This window comes from Roseibium algae (assembly GCF_037783265.1).
In the GTDB taxonomy this organism is placed as follows: Bacteria; Pseudomonadota; Alphaproteobacteria; order Rhizobiales; family Stappiaceae; genus Roseibium; species Roseibium algae.
Genome location: NZ_JBAKIA010000011.1, coordinates 95,931 through 116,658 on the forward strand (window position 1 = coordinate 95,931; position 20,728 = coordinate 116,658).

Genomic DNA, 20,728 nt, shown 5'->3' on the forward strand with positions numbered 1-20,728 from the left:
GGGCGGGCTATTTGGCGAGACTATGGTAGCCACGGCGCACATACATAAGCGAGTTGCCGGGCTCATTCATGCGGATGTCTGCAACTGTTCCGATAATGACTGAGTGCGTTCCGACCTCGGTAATCGACTGGACTTCACAATCAATGCTCAGGCGTGCTTCATCGAGGCCGGGGCAGCCGGTGGCAAGCGACGTCCAGTGCGCGCTATCAAAGCGCTTGTCCATGGCCAGATCTCCACGACCGGCGAAGGCATCAGAAATGTCCTGATGGCTCTCATCGAGCGTGTTGACGCAGAACACCCGATTTTGCACGATGGCGCCATGGGTCCGGCTTGTTTTATTGACACAAACAAGAATGCTCGCGGGATCATCAGAGACAGAGCAAACCGCAGAAACAGTGGCACCGGTTCGGCCGCCTGGACCATCTGTGGTAACAACGTGGACGGCCGTTGCAATACGGCTCATGGCCTCGCGGAAGGTCAACTGATCGAGCGGAAAAGACTTGGTCATGTCTTGACCTTCCTGCGCATGTGTCGATTTCACGGACATGTTTCCCTTCTCAAGGATATTGTCATAGGGTCCAGAGCTTTAATCGCTTGTGCGATAGAGCTGTTTCTTTGATCAATAGTCTACATTCTAATCCTTAAGGGTATAGGTCATTTTCCCAATTTGCCGGATCGTCAATTCGTGAGGTCGCGGGTTTTCGGGGGTAAGGCTTGCTGGCTTGAGCTAGAAAAGACTGAAACGAGGAGCGCATGATGACGCGAAACTATCTTTGGGCCAGTGTTGCTGTTCTCGCCGGAGTTATCGCACCCGCTTTGGCGCTTGCGGATATCTCGATTGGGGCAGTGGGGCCGATGAGTGGCCAATACGCTGTTTTCGGCGATCAGATGAGGGCTGGTGCAGAGCTGGCCGTTGCTGACATCAACGCAGCAGGTGGCCTTAATGGCGAAAAAGTGGTGCTGGAGATTGGTGACGATCAATGTGATGCGGAGCAGGCTGTTGCTGTTGCCAATCAGATGGTCGGCAAAGGCGTTGCCTTCGTCGCCGGGCATTTTTGCTCCGAGGCATCGATAGCGGCCAGCGCTGTCTATGCCAAGGCCGGGATTGTAGAGATTTCCCCGGCAACTGCGCACCCAGCCTTCACGGATCAGCGCCCCGGACCTGGCATTTTTCGGCTTCATGGCCGTGCTGATGCGCAGGCCAAGGTGGCAGGTGAATATCTGGCGGGTGCTTTTAAAGATGAAAGAATTGCGTTGCTTCACGACCGGACGGCCTACGGCAAAGGCTTGGTTGATGCGACGAAGGACGTGATGAATGATGCAGGCAAATCGGAAGCCCTTTATGAGGCGTATTATGCCGGTCAAAAGGACTATTCCGGTCTGATTTCACGGCTTAAATCGGAGCGCATCGATGTTGTTTATTTGGGCGGCTATCATGCAGACGCCGGTCTCATAAAACGTCAGATGGTTGAGCAGGGGCTTGATATCGTTCTTGTTTCTGGCGACGCGCTGGGCACAGAGGCATATTGGGCGATCAGTGGTCCAGCAGGTGAGGGCACTTTGATGACCTTGCCGCCAAATCCGCGTGAAAACGTTGAAGCTGCATCGGTTGCCGAGGCTCTGGAGGCCGAAGGAAAACCTGCCGATAGCTATGCTCTGACCACATATGCTGCGGTTCAGGTTTGGGCGGATGCGGTTAAAAGAGCTGGTACCCCTGACTTTGACCCGGTGGTCGAGGCCTTGAATGCGGGCACGTTTGAGACGGTTCTGGGAACGCTCACGTTCGATAAAAAGGGAGACATGAGCTTGCCTGGGTATGTCTGGTACGTCTGGAAAGATGGTGTCTATGATCGGAAGTCGCTTCGGTAGGTGTTTGCCCAGGCTCACCTGAGGACGATGCACAAGACTCTGGCGCTTAACGTTAATTTGAACTTTGCTGCTAGGTGGATATCGCTTGGACCTGCAGTGGCATAGCATTGGGGTTACGTTCATTCGAACATCCGGTCCTGTGTCATGCGTTTTGGTCTGCTTTTCTGCACTCTGTTTGCCAGTCTGACATTTTTGAGTGGCGGTCCTGCGTCAGCTGCGGAGCTGGTCAGTTTTCAGGACCGTGGTTACCGACCTGGCACGGTGGTGATCAAGAATTCCGAGCGCCGTCTTTATCTGGTGCTGGGACGTGGGCAGGCGATCCGCTACAAGGTGGCCGTCGGTAAACGCAAGAAATCCTGGACGGGATCGGCTTTCATTACTGCCAAATACGTCGAGCCATCCTGGTCGCCGTCTGCGGAAGTCCGAAAGGACCACCCCAACCTGCCAAAACTGATCAAGGGCGGCGCGGCGAACAACCCGATGGGTGTTGCGGCGATGACGCTTTCCAATGGCAATTATGCAATCCATGGAACCAACCGGCCGAATTCAATCGGGCGGGCTGTATCTTATGGCTGTATTCGCATGGCGAACCGGGATATTCGGGACCTGTTTCAGCGGGTCAGCGTGCGAACCCCGGTGATCGCGATTCCATGAGTGCTTGATGCCTTCCGAGTACTTATGATCGTCTAACTCCTTGCCTTTACAGGCTCCGCGTTTCACTCTTGTCTTTGAATTTCGTGGACTTGGGGCTGATCTGCATGATTTTTTACCTGACCGTTATCTTCGGCTGCCAGTTGGCCGGAGAGCTTTTGAAGATGGCGCTTGAACTGCCTGTGCCTGGCCCGGTCATCGGAATGGTTCTGCTGTTTGCAGGGCTGGTGATCCATCGCGGCATTCCGGCGGATTTTGCCAAAGTTGGCGATGCGTTTCTGGCCAATCTGTCTTTGCTTTTTGTTCCAGCGGGCGTCGGCGTCATGCTGCATATGGCAATGATTGGCGAACAGGGACTGGCGATCTCTGTGGCATTGGTTGGAAGCACGTTGGCAACCATTTCTGTAACGGCTCTTATAATGCGGGCGTTGAGCGGTCGCCGCAATGATGACGGCATATCTGAGGGAGATGTGTCTGATGGATAAGGGCTTGGATGAAATTTGGGTCTATCTGTCAGCCAGTCCTTTACTGGCGCTGACGTTGACCCTTGCAGCCTATCAACTCGGCAACTGGATCTATCAGAAAGGTGGACGAAATCCGCTTCTCAATCCGGTGCTGATCGCGGTTGTTGTTTTGGTGTCGGTGCTGATGGCAACGGGGACAGACTATGCGACTTATTTTGAGGGTGCGCAGTTCGTACATTTTTTGCTCGGCGCTGCAACGGTGTCATTGGCCCTGCCGCTGTATCGTCAGATAGAGCGGGTACGGCAGTCGGCCCTTGCGATCACAGTCAGTCTGCTGGCGGGATCTCTTACGGCAGTCGCCAGTGCCGTGGGGCTTGCCTGGTCGCTTGGGGCTGGCGAAGATATTCTAGTGTCGCTCGCGCCGAAGTCTGTGACGGCTCCGGTTGCCATGGCTATTGCAGAGCAATTGGGTGGCTTGCCATCGCTCACGGCTGTTCTTGTCATTCTGACAGGCATTGTCGGTGCGGCACTCGGGCCGCTCTTGCTGAATTTGATAGGTGTGAAGGACATGGCCGCGCGAGGCCTTGCCATTGGCACGGCCTCCCATGGCATTGGCACGGCAAGGGCGCTGCAGGTCAGCGAAGTCGCGGGTGCTTTTGCGGGCCTTGCTATGGGGTTGAATGCCTTGGCCACGGCAATCCTGCTGCCATTGATTTGGAGCTGGGTATTTTAATGCCCAATTTTAGCGCGGCGCGCTTGTACCTGAAATATTCAGTCGGACCTTGTCACCATAAATCGGCTGTCCAATGTTCATGCCGTAAAGCCCACGGAAGAAGCCGCCATTTACAGTGAAATGGATCGTGCCATTGGGGTCTTTTCCGGTTAAACTAACGGTTAGGCTGGTTCTCTGGCGTTTTCCCCGCATATCCAGAACCCCTTCCACATTTGCGGTTTTTTCATCGACCTTGCTAACTCGCGTGCTGATAAAGTCTGCCGTTGGGTGATTTTTGACATCGAACATTGATGGCCCCTTCAAGAAATTGGTGATCAAGGGATTTTCGGTTTCGACGCTGTCGAGATCCACGGTGACTTTAACGGAGCTTTTTTGCGGTGATAGGCTGTTCAGGGACATCTGCCCGTGAACGGATTTGAAAACCCCTGTGATCTTGCTGCCTCCGATGACTTTGACGGAGAAACGTGTCTCCAGATTTTTGGCGGAAAGCGTGTATTTGCCTTTTACGGTGATCGGAGCAGCTGTCGCACTGGTCAGGCTTGCAAGGGGCAACAGTACAGCTAAACTGCAAAGACTTGCGCTGATCACTTTGTTTCGTCTTCTATAAAGCCGAATGCCTTGGTTCTCTTCGTCTTGAATCGGCTTTTTGGATTTCATCACGGTCTCCTGAGCGTTTCGCTGTCTTGGGTTTACGCTCAGTAGGTTCTGCCAGAGCACCGGATGGTTCATGAAACCCTAACACGAACACGTGAGGAGTTTTGTGGCAGTGCTGTTGGGCAGGGCTTACTCGTTTACGAGAGCCACTTTCTTGGGTCTGAATCTGCCGTTTTTCCATTATCTGAAAGCGCTTCCACGAGATCCTCAATCGCATTGAGGGAATGGGACGCTCTGAATTCGTCGACGTGAGGCAGGATGGCGCGGATGCCTTTTGCCTTGGCCTGAAAACCGTCAAACCGTAACAACGGGTTGAGCCAGATCAGGCGTCGGCAAGAGCGGTGTAGCCGGTCCATCTCGCGTGCCAGATCTTCGTCCGTGTCCCGCTCCAGTCCATCAGTAATCAGCAGTACAGTTGGATTTCCGGACAGAACCCGGCGGGACCAGACCCGGTTGAAGTCATGCAGTGCCGTGGCGATGCGCGTGCCACCGGACCAGTCTTCGACGCCGGAACTGCAGGCTTCCAGTGCCTCGTCCGGGTCTTTCATTCGCAGTTGCCGCGTGACATTGCTGAGCCGTGTCCCGAACAGGAACGTGTGGACATCACGTCGTTGCTCAGTGACGCCATGCAGGAAATGCAGCAGCAGGCGTGTGTATTGGCTCATCGAGCCGGAAATGTCGCAGAGCGCGATCAGAGGCGGTCGTTTTTCGAGCGGGCGGCGATACTTCAGGTCGATGATATCGCCGCCAGTGCGCATGGACGCTCTCACGGTTCGGCGCGGATCGACCCTGCCATGGGAGGATGGGGTCAAGCGCCGCTGGCGTACCGTGTCCATAGTAAGGCTGAGATCACGCAGTGACTGTTTGGCTGTGTTCATCTCTTCCGTTGTCATCTGGGCGAAGTCCTTGGCCTGCAGGAGCTCCTTTCCCGACACGGTAAACTTGGCATCGACCTCGACTTCCGGTCTTGTCTGCTCGCTCATGCGGTCCTTGGCGGACTGGAACGCCTGAGAGACGCGGGTCTGGCCTGGCTTCGGATTCTCCGGTTTGCCGCGTGGGGGGGCAACTGGCGACAGGATCGCGAGCATTTTTTCAATCAAACCCCGGCTTTGCCAGTAAATCCGGAAAGCCTCATCAAACAACACTCTGTGCTCGCGTTTGCGTACAAAGACCGCATGAAGCGTCCAGTAAAGATCGTCCCGATTGATGATACCAGCGACTTCCACGGCGCGAACGGCATCGACCACGGACGAGGGACCTGTCGGCATTCCTGCCTTGCGCAGGGTCCGTGCAAAATGGACGATGTTGTCAACGATCTTGCCGTGCCTGTCCTGGGGCGCTGGAGTGGTCATTTCCTTTCCTTCAGATGTTCGGCATGGCTGTGGTCGAAGAAATCGGCGTGTCTTTGCGGATGTCTTCCACCATCTGCCGAACCTTGGAGCCACGAACCCGCTCGATGTCATCCTGGTATTTCAAAAGAACGCCAAGGGTGTCGGACGCCATGTCCGGATCAAGCGCGATCTCGTCCAGCTCACTGAGTGCTGTCGCCCAATCCAGCGTCTCGGCGACACCTGGCTGTTTGAAGAGGTCTTCCTCCGCGCGCAGTTTTTGTACGAAGCTGACGATCTCGGCGCTGAGGCGCTCGTTAGCCCCTGGAACCTTGCTGCGGACAATTTCCAGTTCTCGCTCGGCATCCGGGTAATCGACCCAATGATACAGGCAGCGGCGCTTCAGGGCATCGTGAATTTCCCGGGTGCGATTCGTCGTGATGATGACGATGGGCGGTTCTTCGGCCTTGATTGTTCCAAGTTCCGGAATGGTCACCTGATTGTCGGAGAGAACCTCCAGGAGAAAAGCTTCAAAAGCTTCGTCTGCGCGGTCTAGCTCATCGATCAAGAAGACAGGCGGGCCGGATGGTGAAGGTTGAAGTGCCTGAAGAACCGGTCGTTTGATCAGGAAGCGATCTTCGAAGATGGACTTGGACAGCTCCGAATGCTGTTTGTCACCAGAGGCTTCTGAGACACGGATTTCCACCATCTGGGCGGCATAATTCCACTCGTAGACCGCAGAGGCAATGTCGAGCCCCTCATAACATTGCAGGCGAATAAGATCACGGCCAAGCGTTCGTGACAGAACTTTTGCAATTTCGGTTTTGCCGACCCCGGCTTCGCCTTCCAGGAAAAGCGGGCGTTTCATGCGCAGGGCCAAGTGAAGCACGGTTGCGAGCGAGCGGTCTGCCACATAGCCATCGCCCTCCAATAGAGCCAGTGTTTCGTCGATAGAGGCGGGCAGGGCGGTCTGATTCATGCGTTGGCTCATTCTGGCTATACCGGTTGGTCCTGACCCTAACATATAGCGAGTTTACCGATATCGGAGGGCGCTGGCGAAATAAAATTATGTGGTGGGTTCTTATGAGGCGCTGGCAACCGATAATTCCGAATGAGGGTCGTAGTGCTCCGTATGGTTTGCTTGTCACTGGTCCGTTAGACTTTCTCCAGATTGAGGGAGAGCCGCATATGGCGACGATGAAGCGTGATTTTTGGGCACTGGTGACCGGCGGCTCTGCCGTACTTATATTCTCAGCGACGGCTGGTATGGCGACAGAAACCTATCCTGATGACCCGGCTAGCATTGCGAGCGGACTTGAGCTGGCGGAAATCCATTGCGCGGTCTGTCATGCTGTGGGGCGCAGTGACAAAAGTGCTCAATCGGGAGCACCTGCCTTTCGTGACTTGAGCAAGAGATATCCGCTTTCCAGTTTGGAGGAGAGCCTGGCAGAGGGCATCGTTACTGCGCACGATGGTATGCCGGAGTTCGCTTTCGAATCTGAAGATATCAATGCTTTTCTTGGTTATCTGACGTCTATTCAGGTTCCCTGAAGCTTGGCAGCACTCATGCTTGGAGGCTGCTAACATATTGACGTTGTTGTCTGAAATTAACAGTCTTAATGTTTTGTTAACCGCATTGCCGCGATGCTTTCGTGTGGAAGAAAGCGAGGCAATCATGACGGTTGGTTCTGATTTTCAAAAGCGCATCATGGGCTATGGCCTCATGACCGCTGAAATTGTCTACCGGATGCCGGATCATCCGAGGTTTCTGCAAAGTTACCTTTGGCAGACTGAGGATCTGGCGCCACATTTTCCCGAGTTGAACAAATTCCTGGAATTTTGGGAAAAGGAAATCGAGGCGCGAATCCATTCCGTGCGCATTGCGCATCAAGATCTGCTGGAGCCTGTCGATTTTCGTTATGCCAAAGGCGGCATTGCCATCCACTGAGTGGCTGTAATTCTGCTTAGCGGCGACAGGTGAGGCCAAGGCCTTTGCCATCTCGCAAGATGGTACTGGTGTGGTCTGTAAAATGTGATCCATCGTCGCCATGGAGCACAAAGCCGGGCAGCAGTTGAAGAGGTGCCTTACTGGCTTTGATGCCGCGTAGAAGAATGCGCGTTGCAGCGACGCCGGGACGTGGGTGCAAGGGAATGATGTCTATTGCACCGAATCGGCCCTGCAGGACATCCAGCATGTCTTTCAAGCCATCGGCTCTGAAGATCATGGTCAGGCTACCACCCTGGCGCACGATGTCAGCTGCGGTTTTGACCCAGGGCTCCAGGCCGCGCTCATCAAGCATATGTGCGCCAGCGCGGGCTTCATCCGGGGATGCGCGAAACCGGTCGGCCTCGTAGTAGGGTGGATTGATGATTGCGTGATCTGCGAATCCGGGCACCAGCCCCGAAGAATGGCGCATGTGCCCTTTGGCGGTGATATCTGCCTCCAAAACGCTAAGGCGCGCGCCAAATTCAGTGTTTTCCTTATCTGCGACATTCTGCCGCGCAAGGCTCAGCGCCGTTGTGTCCACGTCCACAAGAGTGACGGTGATGTCTTGAAGCCGAGCAGCTGCGCAAAGGCCTGCGGTTCCAACGCCTGATCCAAGGTCGACAACGTGGCCTGTTGTGTTATCGGGCAGAGCGGCGGCCAGATAGACCGCATCAAGTCCCGCCCTGTGGCGGCCTTTTCGAGGTTGGCGGATATAAACCTGCCCTCCGAGAAAAGCGTCATATGTGGTGTCAGCTTTTGTATCTGTTTCGGCAGGGCTAGCCGAAGTGTGAGACTTATCTGGGAGCGCAGGGGCTGTCATGACTGTGAGCTGTCCGATTGTACGCGCAGTTCATGGGCCAGTCCTGCTTCGGTCATCAAGTGGCGGGCCTTTATCATTTGAGAAGCGTCAATCAGAACGCGGCGGGGCAACATGCCAAGCGAACCTTCCATAATGCTCATGTTTCCGTCTGCGACAAAATGGATGATTTCAGCTTCGTTGAGCAGGTGCTCAAGAAAGGAGATCAGTACCGGATCATTGGTTCTAATCAGTTCTTCCATCTGGCATGTGCCTCTCAAACTGGATCACAGGACAATAAACAGTCATTCAACCTGACAAATTGTGCTGGTGAAAGCATTTCAACAGTTTGTCAACTGAATGCTCCCTTGCCCGAAGGCCGCTCCCGCCATATTGTCCGCTCAAATATAAACAGGAGTGCCTTTGGTGGCCATGGTCGCATCCTTGTCCGATAACAAGACCCTTAAGCCCTCGGTCCAGTCGCTTGTCGATCTGGTGTCCGCAGACATGGAAAACGTCAACCAGATTATCCTGTCAAAGGCCGGATCGAATGTTGACTTAATTCCCGAAATTGCCAAGCACCTGATTTCATCGGGCGGCAAGCGGCTTCGGCCCATGCTGACTTTGGCCTGTGCCGATATGTTCGGCTATCATGGCGATGGGCATGTGACGCTGGCAGCCAGTGTCGAATTCATGCACACAGCAACGCTACTGCATGATGATGTGGTTGATGAAAGCGACATGCGCCGGGGTAAAATGGCCGCGCGCAAAGTCTGGGGCAATCAGGCCAGCGTTCTGGTCGGTGACTATCTGCTTGGACAGGCGTTCAAGATGATGGTCGATGTCGGTTCGCTTGAAGCCCTTCGTATTCTCGCTGAAGCCTCTGCAATCATTGCAGAAGGTGAAGTTTTGCAGCTCGGTGCAGCGAAAAACATCCTGACCACGGAAGCTGAATATCTGCGCGTGGTGGAAGCAAAGACAGCTGCGCTGTTTGCAGCAGCAGCTGAAGTTGGACCGGTGATCGCCGGTGAAAGCGCCGAGATGAAAAAAGCAGCGCGCAGCTACGGCATGGAGCTGGGCCTTGCGTTCCAGCTGGTCGACGATGCGCTTGATTATGGCGGATCTGCTGCGGATCTTGGCAAGGACATTGGCGATGATTTCCGCGAAGGTAAAATCACCTTGCCGATCGTGTTCGCGGTGGCTCGTGGCACAGACCAGGATCGTGTCTTCTGGAGGCGTTGTCTTGAGACCGACGGTATTGAAGAGGGTGACCTCGAACAAGCTATCGCGCTGCTTGGAAAATATGACTGTATTGCAGATACCGTTCAACGCGCGCGGTCTTATGGGGACGGTGCTTTGAAGGCTCTCGATAAGCTACCAAGCGGCGCACATGCGAATGCATTGGCAGAGGCGGTCGCCTTCTGCATTTCCCGTGTAAGCTAGCTAGGGCTTTCGCCTAGAGTTCATCTGAAAAAGCCACCCACCAGTCCGGGTGGCTTTTTTGTATCCGGGCGGCAAGGTTTTTTTCATCACCGCAGCGGCATAGGGCAAAACATGTGGCTCCGGACCCGGACATGCGGTTCAGGAGCGTTTCCGGGTGTTGATCCATTTCTGAGAGTACATCTGTGATGGCCGGGCAGAGCGCTTCCGCAGTCACCTGCATATCGTTGCGTGTCTCACGGAGATAGACAATCAATTGGTCCAGAGAGGCGAAACTCTCCGGTAGATCCGGTAAGGACGGATTGTTTCGGGCTTGAAGACCCTTGAAGATCGCAGGAGTCGAGACGGCAACACGCGGATTGGCAATTACCATGCCAAAGTCAGGCAGGCTTGGGAGGGGGGACAAGAGCTCACCGATGCCTTGCATCCGCACGGCGACTTGTTTCAGGCAGACTGGGACATCGGCTCCCAGTTCAAGCGCTATGGCGTGGATGTCTTCCGACGCCAGGGTAAAGCCTGGCTGGCGCATCAACAGACGGAGCGCTGCAGCAGCATCTGCGGAGCCTCCGCCAATGCCCGAGGCAACGGGCAGGTTCTTTTCCAGTGACAGATTGATATCAGGTGGTGCGCAGTTTTTGGCTTGCGATAGCCGCCGAATCGCCTTCAGCACCAGATTGTTGTTGCTCTGAGGTTCAAGGTCTGTCGAGAACGGCCCTGTGACCTCAAGACTCAATTTGTCTGATGGCGTTGCCGACAAGTGATCACCGATGCGTGGAAAGACCACCAGTGAATCTAGCATGTGATAGCCGTCGTCGCGCTGTCCGGTGATGTGGAGCGCGAGATTGACTTTGGCGCGGGCAAACTCTCCCGCGCCCTTTTGGCTCTCCAATTCAGGCATGCCCTGGACTTAACCGCCGTTTTTCGAATTGCCAGCCTTGGCTTCGTTGGTGGCTTCTTCTGAGAGGCCATTGGCGATCTTGTCGAGAATGATCGGCAATTCCTCCTCGTCCGGCTTCAGGTCGCGAGCGTGGTTCCACTGGAATCTGGCCTCATTGCGGCGGCCAACCTGCCAATAGGCATCACCGAGGTGGTCGTTGATCACCGGATCTGATGGGCGCAGTTCAATGGCACGTTCTAGCTGGGTGACAGCCTCGTCATAGCGCCCAAGCCGGTAGAAGACCCACCCAAGACTATCCACGATGTAGCCATCTGTCGGGCGCAGTTCGACTGCCTTTTCGATCATCTCAAGGGCTTCATCAAGCTTCAATCCCTGATCGACGAGCGAGTAGCCGAGATAATTCAGGACCAGAGGCTGGTCTTTTGACAGCTCCAGTGCTTGGCGGAAATCAGCTTCCGATGCCTGCCATTTATCAAGGCGTTCCCGGCAAATTCCACGGAAATAGAAGAGCAGCCAATGCTCTTGGGAAAGCTCGGGAATTGTATCGATGCCCTGCGTGTAGACCGCTTCAGATTCTTCGAAAAGCTTGTGGCCCCTCAGCACATTGCCGAGTGCAATGATGGCTTCAAGATCGGACGGATCTTCCTTGATCAGCGCTTCCAAATGGCTGCGTGCTTCGTCGATCTGTTCCAGGGAATTGTAGTTCAGGCCGATCTGGATCTCTGCATCCCGTTTCAGCGGCGAGGCATCGGGTACTTGCTTCAAAACGGCAATTGCCCGTTCCTGCAGGCCCATGCGCTCAAACATACCGCCAAGTGCAACAGCTGCAAATTCTGCTTGGGGATCCAAGTGCAGCGCCAGTTGCAGATAGGATGTTGAGAGCTCTTCTGCACCGTCTCGACCGATGGCGGAGCCAAGCCCATAGAGCACTTCAGAGATTCCGGCGGCCGGAGTTGAGACAAGCGGTAACGGTTTGTCCGCGTCAATTTCCTGGCGGGTAAATTCCAGAAGTGGGTGGCCGCGCAGAAGCCTGTCATAATCGTCGAGGACCTTGAGAGCTTCGTCCTTGCGGTTATTCGCTGCCAGGATCCGTGCATAGGCATCAATTACCCGGATGGCGCCACGGTCGGCCTTATAAGCTGCTTCAATATGCTCAAGCGCCTGTTCATTGCGCCCGGCCGCGTAAGAAATCAGGGCCTGATGTGTTTCCTTGAAGACTTCGAACCAGCTAGGGCCTTTCAAATCGTCTATAATTTTCAAGGCTTCATCAGTTTTACCGGCGCCGAACAAGGCCCAGGCCCGTGAAATGTCTGTTGAAAGCTGAGCGAGAGGGCCGGCGGAGGTCGGCGTCAGAATTTCGACCGCTTCATCATAATTCCCAAGCGCGACAGCGTCGGCACCGCGTGTCAGGCGAGCGAGGAAGTTCTCGATGCCCAGTTGCTCCATTTCCTCGCTGTAATTTACAGCTTCCAAAATGTCGCCATTGGCAAGGTTCAAAATGAAGGCACGTTCCAAAAGAGCGGTGTTGTCAGGGTCAGCAACGAGGGCCTCCTGAAAAAAACGCGGACGCATAAGGAAAATCATTTCGCATGCCAGCCAGTCGTCCTGCCAAATAGCTGCCTGACAGGGTGATCGGCAGGTCCAGTGGTGTCCCTATGTGCTGTGTTTCTCCGCTGTCAGTGTCTGCTAAGGCCGGAATGGCAAATGGTAGCTGCACAGCAATAATCGCGGCTGTTGTCGCCAGCGCCAAGCGTTTCAAACGAGACTTGGCCGATGGGGCCTTGAAGTTTGCGCTGATCAGATTGGTCATTTCACCTCGCATCCGTCCGTCGCATTATGACGACGCGGTTATCATTTATCTGCGACAATGGCGTCTTTAAGGCCGTGCGGCAAGGGAATGGGGGGTAAAGATTTGTTGGTTCATTTAAATCCATTGAAAACGTTCAATCTCCCGCTTTGTATAGAAACACTTGGTTTCCGCTGTGATGCTGTTTGAAAAAATAGCTTGAGTCCTTGCCCTGCCCATAGCAGGAATGTGCGGCGCAAAAGACTTGGGTGGCGAGTTCTTTCGCGGCAAAATGCTCAGGACGGAGACGGATCATGACCAAATGGGTCTATAATTTTGGCAATGGCAGTGCGGATGGCGCAGCAGACCTTCGGAATCTGCTTGGCGGCAAAGGTGCAAACCTTGCGGAAATGAGTAACCTCGGTCTGCCCGTCCCCCCCGGTTTTACAATTACAACTGACGTCTGTACTTGGTTTTACGATCATAAGAATTCATATCCAGATGACCTCAATGGACAGGTGGAAGCCGCGTTGGCTCAGGTCGGAGCGGTGACAGGACGCGTGTTCGGCGATGACAAGAAACCACTTCTTCTGTCGGTTCGCTCCGGTGCGCGGGTTTCAATGCCGGGCATGATGGATACGGTTTTGAACCTGGGTCTGAATGATGTCACGGTCAAAGCAATTGGCGAAGACGCTGGAGACATGCGCTTTGCCTACGACAGCTACCGGCGATTCATTCAAATGTACTCGGATGTGGTGCTGGGCGCTGATCATCATGAGTTTGAGGAAATTCTGGAACAGCACAAAGCTGAGAATGATCTGGCCCTGGATACGGAAATTGCCGCTGAAGACTGGGTCGGTATCATCGAACAGTTCAAGGCGCTGGTCGAAAAAGACCTAGGTTTGCCTTTTCCTCAGGATCCCCAGGAACAGCTCTGGGGCGCTATCGGAGCCGTGTTTGGCTCCTGGATGACATCCAGAGCCAAGACCTATCGCCGCCTTCAGGATATTCCGTCCAGCTGGGGCACAGCCGTGACGGTTCAGGCCATGGTGTTTGGCAATATGGGCGAGACATCTGCAACAGGTGTTGCCTTTACTCGTAATCCTTCAACGGGCGAGAATACCCTTTACGGTGAATTCCTGGTCAACGCACAGGGCGAAGATGTCGTGGCGGGTATTCGCACGCCTCAGGACATTACCGAAAAGGCTCGTCTTGAAGCAGGGTCAACCAAGCCGTCGCTTGAGCAGCTCATGCCAGAGTGCTTTGCCGAGTTTCAGGACATTTGTAGCAAGCTGGAACACCACTACAGGGACATGCAGGACCTGGAATTCACCATTGAGAAGGGCAAACTCTGGATGCTGCAGACACGTGCGGGCAAACGCACGGCGAAAGCAGCTCTCAAGATTGCGGTTGATATGGCCGAAGAAGGCCTGCTGACTGAAAACGAAGCCGTGATGCGTGTTGAGCCAGGAGCATTGGATCAACTGCTGCACCCGACCATCGATCCCAAGGCAACTCGCGATGTGATCGTGCGCGGTCTGCCAGCGTCCCCGGGCGCTGCATGTGGGGCAATTGTTTTTTCTTCCGATGAAGCTGAAGAAGCCAAGGCAGCGGGACGCAAGGTTATTCTGGTCCGTGTCGAGACAAGTCCTGAAGATATTCACGGGATGCATGCTGCTGAGGGGATTTTGACCAGCCGCGGCGGCATGACGTCTCACGCGGCTGTTGTTGCCAGAGGCATGGGCAAACCCTGCGTTTCCGGCGCAGGAAGCCTGCGTATTGATTATCGTACAGGCACCGTCTCAGCGGTAGGTCGCATCCTGAACAAAGGCGATATCATCACAATCGATGGCTCATCCGGCCAAGTTCTGGTTGGTGAAGTGACTATGCTTCAGCCTGCGCTTTCCGGTGATTTTGGGACCTTGATGGGATGGGCTGATAAGGTTCGCCGTATGAAAGTGCGCACGAATGCTGAAACGCCAGCGGATGCCAGAGCTGCCCGTGAATTTGGCGCGGAAGGCATTGGACTGTGCCGGACGGAACATATGTTCTTTGAAGGCGAACGCATTGTTGCAGTTCGTGAAATGATTCTGGCTGATGGCGAGGAAGGTCGGAGGGGCGCTCTTGACAAGCTGCTACCGATGCAGCGGCAAGATTTTACGGCTCTTTTTGAAATCATGAAGGGCTTGCCTGTTACCATCCGCTTGCTTGACCCACCCTTGCATGAGTTCCTGCCGCACAGCGATGAGGAACTTGCCAATGTCGCTGAAGCGATGGGGGTGGATGTCGAAAAGCTGCGCGAGCGGGCCTCGTCTCTGCATGAATTCAACCCGATGCTTGGTCATCGTGGATGCCGCTTGTTGGTGTCCTATCCGGAAATTGCTGAAATGCAGGCGCGTGCGATTTTTGAGGCCGCTGTTGAAGCGGGCAAAATTACTGGCGAGCTTGTGCTGCTGGAAATCATGGTGCCGCTTGTGGGCCTGAAGGCGGAGCTGGACCTTGTTCGGGCGTCTATCGAAAAGACAGCAAAGGCAGTCCAGAGCGAAACCGGTGTCGAGCTGACCTATCAGATCGGCACAATGGTTGAATTGCCAAGGGCAGCTCTCCAGGCGGCTGAAATTGCGAAGTCGGCAGAGTTTTTCTCTTTTGGTACTAATGATTTGACCCAGACAACATTCGGAATTTCCCGCGATGATGCGGCCTCTTTCCTGGGGACCTATCAGGCAAAGGGGCTGATTGAGCAGGATCCATTTGTTTCGCTCGATCAGGACGGCGTTGGGGAGTTGGTGAAGATCGGTGCTGAGCGTGGCCGCTCGACCCGCCCAGGCATGAAGCTTGGCATTTGCGGTGAGCATGGCGGTGATCCAGCCTCCATCGGCTTTTGCGAAAGTGTCGGGCTCGACTACGTGTCTTGCTCGCCGTTTCGTGTGCCTATCGCGCGTCTTGCCGCGGCGCAGTCGGCGCTCACTGCGAAGGACTGATGTCTTGCCACTTGCGCAGGCGGGTCACGGAAACCGGGGAGAGTAGTTCATGATAGCGCTCCCTGATCTGGATCAGCTTAGGCAAGGCGGCAAATTGGCTTTGTCCCGTCTGCTGACGCGTTTGGAAACATCGTCTGCTGACCCGGATGTTGCGGCGTTTTTGGATCACTCCTGCGCTGCCGGGTCAGGGCGCGTACTCGGCTTGACGGGCCCGCCTGGGGTCGGAAAATCAACGTTGACGGATGCTTTGATTCGGCACTTTCGGGGGCAAGGCCAGAGCGTTGCCGTTCTGGCAATTGATCCATCCTCTAGGTTTACCGGCGGGGCTCTTTTGGGGGATCGAACCCGGCTGCACACCGATCCGGACGACCAAGGTGTGTTTGTGCGCTCCATGGCGGCACGAGATCGCCTCGGGGGGCTGTCAGATCATGCGATTGCAGCAATTGCCCTGCTTCGGGCCGTGGTGGATCGTGTCATCGTCGAATCGGTCGGGATTGGCCAGTCCGAGAGTGATCTGGTTCAGGCTTGCGACACGCTGGTGTTGTGTATTCAGCCTGGGTCAGGCGACAGTCTTCAATTCATGAAGGCCGGTATCATGGAACTGCCGGATGTGGTTGCTGTCACCAAGGCGGATATGGGGGCTGCTGCAAAACGTGCGGCGTCTGATGTCACAGGCGCTTTGTCGTTGGCGCGAACGGAACGGGAAGGCTGGAGCGTTCCTGTCTGTGAAGTCTCTGCGACCACAGGCCGTGGCATTCCTGAGCTGGTTGAGGCAACAGATGGTCATGATGCATTTCTGGCGCGCGATGGGCGGCTAAGCGTTAAAAGAAGTGGGCAGCACAGACACTGGCTAGAGGACATGATTGTGTCCCGGTTTGGCCGTGCGGGACTTACGGCTGCAAGCAAGGCCTTCGATCAGAGGTTTTGGGAGGTCGCCGATCGGTTGCCATTTACAAGTTATCTGCAGGTAGTTGATGCTTTGGAAAGACGGCTATTTGCCAAGTAATTGCAGGAACTTAGATGGCCTTCAATGATCGTGTATTCTGCACGGAGGCATTGACGGTGTCCTGCATGGCCGCGTTCAATTCATGGTCTTCCAGGAAGGCTGTCAATGCGTTGTCGGGCAATGGACGTGAAATATAATATCCCTGCATCCGGTGGCAACCGCTGTCAGCCAGGAACTTCAGCTGTTCGGAGGTTTCGATACCCTCTGCGACAATCGTCATGCCAAGGGCCTGCCCAAGCTGGATAATCGTCGTCAAGATCGCCTGGGCCTCAATGCCTTGGTCCATGTTGGAGATGAAATCGCGGTCGATCTTCAGTGTGTCAAAGGGGAAGGTTCTCAGGTAACTCAGGCTTGAGTAACCGGATCCGAAATCGTCCAGCGCGACTTTTACACCCCGATCCTTGAGGCGGCGCATGGATGTCAGGATTGTTTGTGCCTGTCCGGCGAAAACGCTCTCCGTTACCTCAATTTCCAGGCGACTCGGGGGAAGGTTGTACTCTTCCAGGGTTTCAAGGATCGTTTCCACGAACCGGGGATGTTTGAACTGGGTTGGCGAAACATTGACGGAGATCACCACATCTGGCCACTGATGAGCGTCCCGGCAAGCCCTGCGTAAAATCCACAGGCCCAAGTCGTTGATCATGCCTGTTTCCTCCGCAAGCGGGATGAAACTGCTAGGTGAAATCGCGCCGAGTTCAGGATGATCCCAGCGGGCGAGGGCCTCTACGGCAACAATCTGATTGGCGCTTGAATCGCACTGTGGCTGGTAGGCGATGTCGAGGGCATCATTGTCGATGGCTTGGCGTAACGCACGGGACATCTTGTCTTTGGTCTGGACGTGTTCCTGCATCGAGTTATCAAAGAATGACCAACGGCCTCGGCCATTCGCCTTGGCATCATAAAGGGCGATGTCAGCCTTGCGCAGAAGCTCGCCAGGGTCATCACCGTCACGCGGGGCAAGCGCTGCTCCCATGGACAGGCTGACGTAAAGTTCATTGTTGTCGATCCTGATAGGACGAACCAACTGATCTTGAACGCGGGTTAAAATGCGTTCAACTGATTCTGCGCTGTCGCACTTGGTCAAAAGCATTGCGAACTCATCGCCGCCGATTCTGGCGATCACGCCAGAGCCTGGAACAACGGCTCTGAGCCTGGCAGCGACGGCTGTAATGATTTCGTCTCCGGCACCGTGTCCTAGAGTGTCGTTGATGTCCTTGAAGCGATCCAGATCAATATAGACGACGGCGCTGCCCTCAGCCTCGGTTTGCGGCTCTTTGAGGGCTTTCGCCAGCAGGTAGGTGAACTGTTCCCTGTTTGGAAGCCCGGAGAGGGCGTCATGCCGGGCGGTATAAACGGCTTTTGCCTGGCTCTGGGATAGGTTCCGGGTTGTCTGGCGGGTAAAATCCATGACGCCGACAGTCAGACCGACAATTGCGAGTGCAAGGATGAGGAGCACTGGGGCAATACGCCTGAGCATTTCAGTGCCCGGCTTGTTGGCGCGCCATTGCAGGTATCCGAGCAGTTGTCCCTTTGGTGACCTCAACTCGAGACTAGCAAGACTTGGTCGAGCTATTGAGCTCTTGGTCAGGCTAAGACCATCCAAACCGGATATGCCCGCTATCTTCGAAATTATATCGGAGTCCAATTTGTCAAAATTGACGAGGACTGCTGGAGCCCGCCGATTAGCGGTAATCGTATGGAGTTCTGGAGTGATCGCGGCTGCACTGTAGAAATAAACGCCGTCTCCAATTTTTACGAGCCCTGTGTTCGCGTTTTTCTCTGAACTTACCGGCGTATCAACTGTATGCTTATAGAGGCCCGATGGTGTTTTCTTAAATGAGATGATGGCCCGTGCACGCGTTTTCGCAACGGCGCCATTGAGCTGTTCCATCAGCTCTGGAGTGACCCAATCGCCTTCGCCTGTGGAACTGAATTGGAAAGGCGTTTTCAAATCACTCGTGATGAGAACCGTTTTGCAGAAACCATAGGTTTCGTCCAGCCACTGGCCGATATTATTCTTCAACCAGGCTTGATCCAGAGGGGTTTCGGAGGCTTTGAAATAGGCCTTGTCCCAAGAGACCGTGCCGACTTGCTGTCGAGCCATTTGGTCCAGTTTTAGATCAATGGCGCCCTTTAACAAGCTGCGCTGGCTGGTTTCAGCGCTCTCATCGGACAAATGTGACGACCAGATCATCAAGCCGAAGACACAAGCTACAGCCAGAACAACAACAGCTATCATCGGAATGATGATTGCATTTGCTATCCGCCCGCCAGATCTTTCAGTTACCGTTGCCATTCAATGTCCCCACATTTACGTCGAGGACATAAACACGAAAGCCCTTAATGAATGCCGGATATTTATGGTTAATAATAATATCGGCATGTAATTTTCATAAAATACGCTGGATTTTTGGTTTTCTATTCCGTTTGATTTGGAATTTTGACTGTTTCAGTGCAGACACGGTTCACAGAAGCTGTAGGCCCCGGAAACTGACTTGCCCCTCACGTCCCACGATTATGTGATCATGGACTTCAACACCCAGCGGCTTGGCAATCTCAACTATTTGCCGGGTCATTTGAATGTCCGCATTTGAAGGGGTCGGATCACCAGATGGGTGGTTGTGAACCAGGATCACGGCCGTGGCAGAGAGTTCCAGTGCGCGTCTTATGATTTCTCGTGGGTAGACGGGTGTGTGATCAACGGTTCCAGTCTGCTGGACCTCATCGGCAATCAAACCGTTGCGCTTGTCCAGAAACAGGATTCTGAATTCTTCGACGTCTGAAAAAGCCATCGCTGTGCGGATATAGTCAATCACCTTGGACCAGGAAGACAGCGGCTTCCGATCATCCACTTCACCGCGGGCAAATCGCTTTGCGGCGGCCTGGGCGACTTTCAAGGTGTCAATTGTCGTATCGCCAACGCCGCTGATTTCTTTCAGTCTGGCGCGGGGCGCGGAAAGAACGCCTGAAAACGAACCGAAGCGCTTGATCAGGGCTTTTGCAATTGGCTTGGTGTCGCGGCGGGGCAGGGCGGAAAAAAGGAGTATTTCGAGCAATTCATAGTCTGCAAAGCCAGCTTCGCCATGCTCACGAAACCGTCGGCGTAATCTGTCGCGGTGGCCTTCGTGGTCCGATTTGACCGCCTTGTCTTCAAACCCACCTTGCCTGTCGGCCATTCACGCTGTTCTCCGCGTTCCCTGAAATCATTGCCTAGTCACCGGATAATCCAGGCTTGTGCAAACCTGCTGGCGAGAGGGTGAAATTCTCGCATCCATCGGCTGTGATGCCAATGGAATGTTCGTATTGGGCCGACAGCGACCGGTCTCGGGTGACAGCGGTCCAGCCGTCACTGAGCACTTTCACTTGAGGCCGGCCGGTGTTCACCATTGGCTCAATTGTAAAGATCATGCCGGGTTTCAGCTCGATGCCTTCGCTCGGTTGTCCATAATGGAGAATGTTTGGTGTGTCGTGGAACAGCTTGCCTACACCGTGGCCGCAGAAATCACGGACAACAGAATAGCGGTGCCCCTCGACGAAGGTCTGGATGGCAGCACCTATATCACCTGTGGTGTTGCCAGGCTTGGCAGCTTGAATGCCGAGCATGAGAGACTCGTAAGTGACCTCAAGCAGGCGTTCTGCTTTTCGGTTGATCTCGCCAACGGGATACATCCGGCTCGAATCACCATGCCAGCCATCAAGGATGTAAGTGACATCAATATTGACGATGTCGCCTTCACGCAGAGGCTTGTCGTTGGGGATACCGTGACACACGACGTGATTAATTGATGTGCAGGACGACTTGGTGTAGCCGCGATAATTCAGGGTTGCGGGCAGGGCGCCATGGGCTTCGCCATACGCAAAGACAAAATCATCAATCGCTTGTGTGGTGACACCCGGCTTGACGATATCCACCAGCTGATCGAGGCAAGTGGCGGTCAGTTGACCTGCCTTCTTCATGCCTGCGAAATCCTCAGGTCCGTAGAGGCGGACCTGGCCGGTGTTCTTCAATGGGGCGTCTGCTGCGTCGATATAAGAGACCATAAAGTGTCGTTGCTCTTCGTCTGGGCAACACCGTGACGTGGCAGAGCTGTTGCTAGCCGTCAAACGTTGAAGCCGTTCATTTGCTACCTGATCA

21 protein-coding genes are annotated in these 20,728 nt (G+C 54.5%); 9 read left to right on the forward strand and 12 right to left on the reverse strand.

What is annotated here, in order from left to right:
• Nucleotides 1-7: 7 nt before the first annotated feature.
• Nucleotides 8-508, reverse strand: coding sequence for a flavin reductase (locus V6575_RS15480; protein ID WP_340275607.1), 501 nt, complete (start codon nt 506-508; stop codon nt 8-10).
• Nucleotides 509-756: 248 nt separating this feature from the next.
• On the opposite strand from V6575_RS15480, the gene V6575_RS15485 reads away from it, so the two are divergent.
• The 4 genes from V6575_RS15485 (at nt 757) to V6575_RS15500 (ending at nt 3,717) form a co-directional block, all read left to right on the forward strand.
• Complete coding sequence (locus tag V6575_RS15485; RefSeq protein WP_340275608.1) at nt 757-1,869, forward strand: branched-chain amino acid ABC transporter substrate-binding protein; 1,113 nt, start codon at nt 757-759, stop codon at nt 1,867-1,869.
• Nucleotides 1,870-2,013: 144 nt separating this feature from the next.
• Nucleotides 2,014-2,523 carry a L,D-transpeptidase gene (locus tag V6575_RS15490; RefSeq protein ID WP_340275609.1) on the forward strand — a complete coding sequence of 170 codons (510 nt, stop codon included), beginning with the start codon at nt 2,014-2,016 and terminating at the stop codon, nt 2,521-2,523.
• 104 nt (nt 2,524-2,627) lie between these two features.
• Entirely contained in the window at nt 2,628-3,005 is a 378-nt protein-coding gene (locus V6575_RS15495) for a CidA/LrgA family protein (RefSeq protein WP_340275610.1), read from the forward strand.
• A complete protein-coding gene (locus V6575_RS15500; RefSeq protein WP_340275611.1) occupies nt 2,998-3,717 on the forward strand; it encodes an LrgB family protein in 720 nt (239 codons plus the stop codon). Before V6575_RS15495 ends, V6575_RS15500 begins: the two co-directional genes overlap by 8 nt.
• Nucleotides 3,718-3,726: 9 nt before the next feature.
• On the opposite strand, the gene V6575_RS15505 is transcribed toward V6575_RS15500, so the two are convergent.
• The 3 genes from V6575_RS15505 to V6575_RS15515 all read right to left on the reverse strand — a co-directional run bounded on the left by V6575_RS15505 (nt 3,727) and on the right by V6575_RS15515 (nt 6,678).
• Nucleotides 3,727-4,374, reverse strand: coding sequence for a YceI family protein (locus V6575_RS15505; protein ID WP_340275613.1), 648 nt, complete (start codon nt 4,372-4,374; stop codon nt 3,727-3,729).
• Nucleotides 4,375-4,508: 134 nt separating this feature from the next.
• On the reverse strand, nt 4,509-5,723 hold the full coding sequence (locus V6575_RS15510) for a vWA domain-containing protein (RefSeq protein ID WP_340275614.1): 1,215 nt from the start codon (nt 5,721-5,723) through the stop codon (nt 4,509-4,511).
• A 10-nt stretch (nt 5,724-5,733) separates the two neighbouring features.
• Nucleotides 5,734-6,678: an AAA family ATPase gene (locus V6575_RS15515; RefSeq protein ID WP_340275615.1), complete on the reverse strand. Its 945-nt coding sequence runs from the start codon at nt 6,676-6,678 to the stop codon at nt 5,734-5,736.
• A gap of 209 nt (nt 6,679-6,887) precedes the next feature.
• Between V6575_RS15515 and V6575_RS15520 the strand changes: the two genes are divergently transcribed.
• Entirely contained in the window at nt 6,888-7,250 is a 363-nt protein-coding gene (locus V6575_RS15520; RefSeq protein ID WP_340275617.1) for a c-type cytochrome, read from the forward strand.
• A 124-nt stretch (nt 7,251-7,374) separates the two neighbouring features.
• Entirely contained in the window at nt 7,375-7,647 is a 273-nt protein-coding gene (locus V6575_RS15525; protein ID WP_340275618.1) for an usg protein, read from the forward strand.
• A gap of 16 nt (nt 7,648-7,663) precedes the next feature.
• Here V6575_RS15525 and V6575_RS15530 read toward each other — a convergent pair whose 3' ends face one another.
• Both V6575_RS15530 and V6575_RS15535 read right to left on the reverse strand, forming a co-directional pair.
• Complete coding sequence (locus V6575_RS15530) at nt 7,664-8,506, reverse strand: tRNA1(Val) (adenine(37)-N6)-methyltransferase (protein WP_340275619.1); 843 nt, start codon at nt 8,504-8,506, stop codon at nt 7,664-7,666.
• Entirely contained in the window at nt 8,503-8,745 is a 243-nt protein-coding gene (locus tag V6575_RS15535; RefSeq protein ID WP_340275620.1) for a putative signal transducing protein, read from the reverse strand. Before V6575_RS15535 ends, V6575_RS15530 begins: the two co-directional genes overlap by 4 nt.
• Before the next feature lie 163 nt (nt 8,746-8,908).
• On the opposite strand from V6575_RS15535, the gene V6575_RS15540 reads away from it, so the two are divergent.
• Nucleotides 8,909-9,925 carry a polyprenyl synthetase family protein gene (locus tag V6575_RS15540; RefSeq protein ID WP_422785586.1) on the forward strand — a complete coding sequence of 339 codons (1,017 nt, stop codon included), beginning with the start codon at nt 8,909-8,911 and terminating at the stop codon, nt 9,923-9,925.
• A 13-nt stretch (nt 9,926-9,938) separates the two neighbouring features.
• Here V6575_RS15540 and V6575_RS15545 read toward each other — a convergent pair whose 3' ends face one another.
• The 3 genes from V6575_RS15545 to V6575_RS15555 are packed head-to-tail and all read right to left on the reverse strand — an operon-like array spanning nt 9,939 to nt 12,630.
• On the reverse strand, nt 9,939-10,820 hold the full coding sequence (locus V6575_RS15545; RefSeq protein ID WP_340275622.1) for a 4-(cytidine 5'-diphospho)-2-C-methyl-D-erythritol kinase: 882 nt from the start codon (nt 10,818-10,820) through the stop codon (nt 9,939-9,941).
• Nucleotides 10,821-10,829: 9 nt separating this feature from the next.
• On the reverse strand, nt 10,830-12,392 hold the full coding sequence (locus V6575_RS15550; protein WP_340275623.1) for a tetratricopeptide repeat protein: 1,563 nt from the start codon (nt 12,390-12,392) through the stop codon (nt 10,830-10,832).
• Nucleotides 12,355-12,630, reverse strand: a complete 276-nt coding sequence (locus V6575_RS15555; RefSeq protein WP_340275624.1) for a hypothetical protein — start codon at nt 12,628-12,630, stop codon at nt 12,355-12,357. Before V6575_RS15555 ends, V6575_RS15550 begins: the two co-directional genes overlap by 38 nt.
• Before the next feature lie 290 nt (nt 12,631-12,920).
• On the opposite strand from V6575_RS15555, the gene ppdK reads away from it, so the two are divergent.
• Together ppdK and meaB are read left to right on the forward strand one after the other, a co-directional pair.
• Nucleotides 12,921-15,587 (forward strand): pyruvate, phosphate dikinase, encoded by a 2,667-nt coding sequence (gene ppdK, locus V6575_RS15560; protein WP_340275625.1) that lies wholly within the window; start codon nt 12,921-12,923, stop codon nt 15,585-15,587.
• A gap of 49 nt (nt 15,588-15,636) precedes the next feature.
• Entirely contained in the window at nt 15,637-16,593 is a 957-nt protein-coding gene (gene meaB / locus V6575_RS15565) for a methylmalonyl Co-A mutase-associated GTPase MeaB (RefSeq protein ID WP_340275626.1), read from the forward strand.
• Nucleotides 16,594-16,603: 10 nt separating this feature from the next.
• Here meaB and V6575_RS15570 read toward each other — a convergent pair whose 3' ends face one another.
• The 3 genes from V6575_RS15570 to map form a co-directional block, all read right to left on the reverse strand.
• Entirely contained in the window at nt 16,604-18,889 is a 2,286-nt protein-coding gene (locus V6575_RS15570) for a putative bifunctional diguanylate cyclase/phosphodiesterase (protein WP_340275628.1), read from the reverse strand.
• A 169-nt stretch (nt 18,890-19,058) separates the two neighbouring features.
• On the reverse strand, nt 19,059-19,769 hold the full coding sequence (gene radC / locus V6575_RS15575) for a RadC family protein (protein WP_340275629.1): 711 nt from the start codon (nt 19,767-19,769) through the stop codon (nt 19,059-19,061).
• Between the two features lie 34 nt (nt 19,770-19,803).
• Nucleotides 19,804-20,634, reverse strand: a complete 831-nt coding sequence (gene map, locus V6575_RS15580) for a type I methionyl aminopeptidase (protein WP_340275631.1) — start codon at nt 20,632-20,634, stop codon at nt 19,804-19,806.
• Nucleotides 20,635-20,728: the final 94 nt, after the last annotated feature.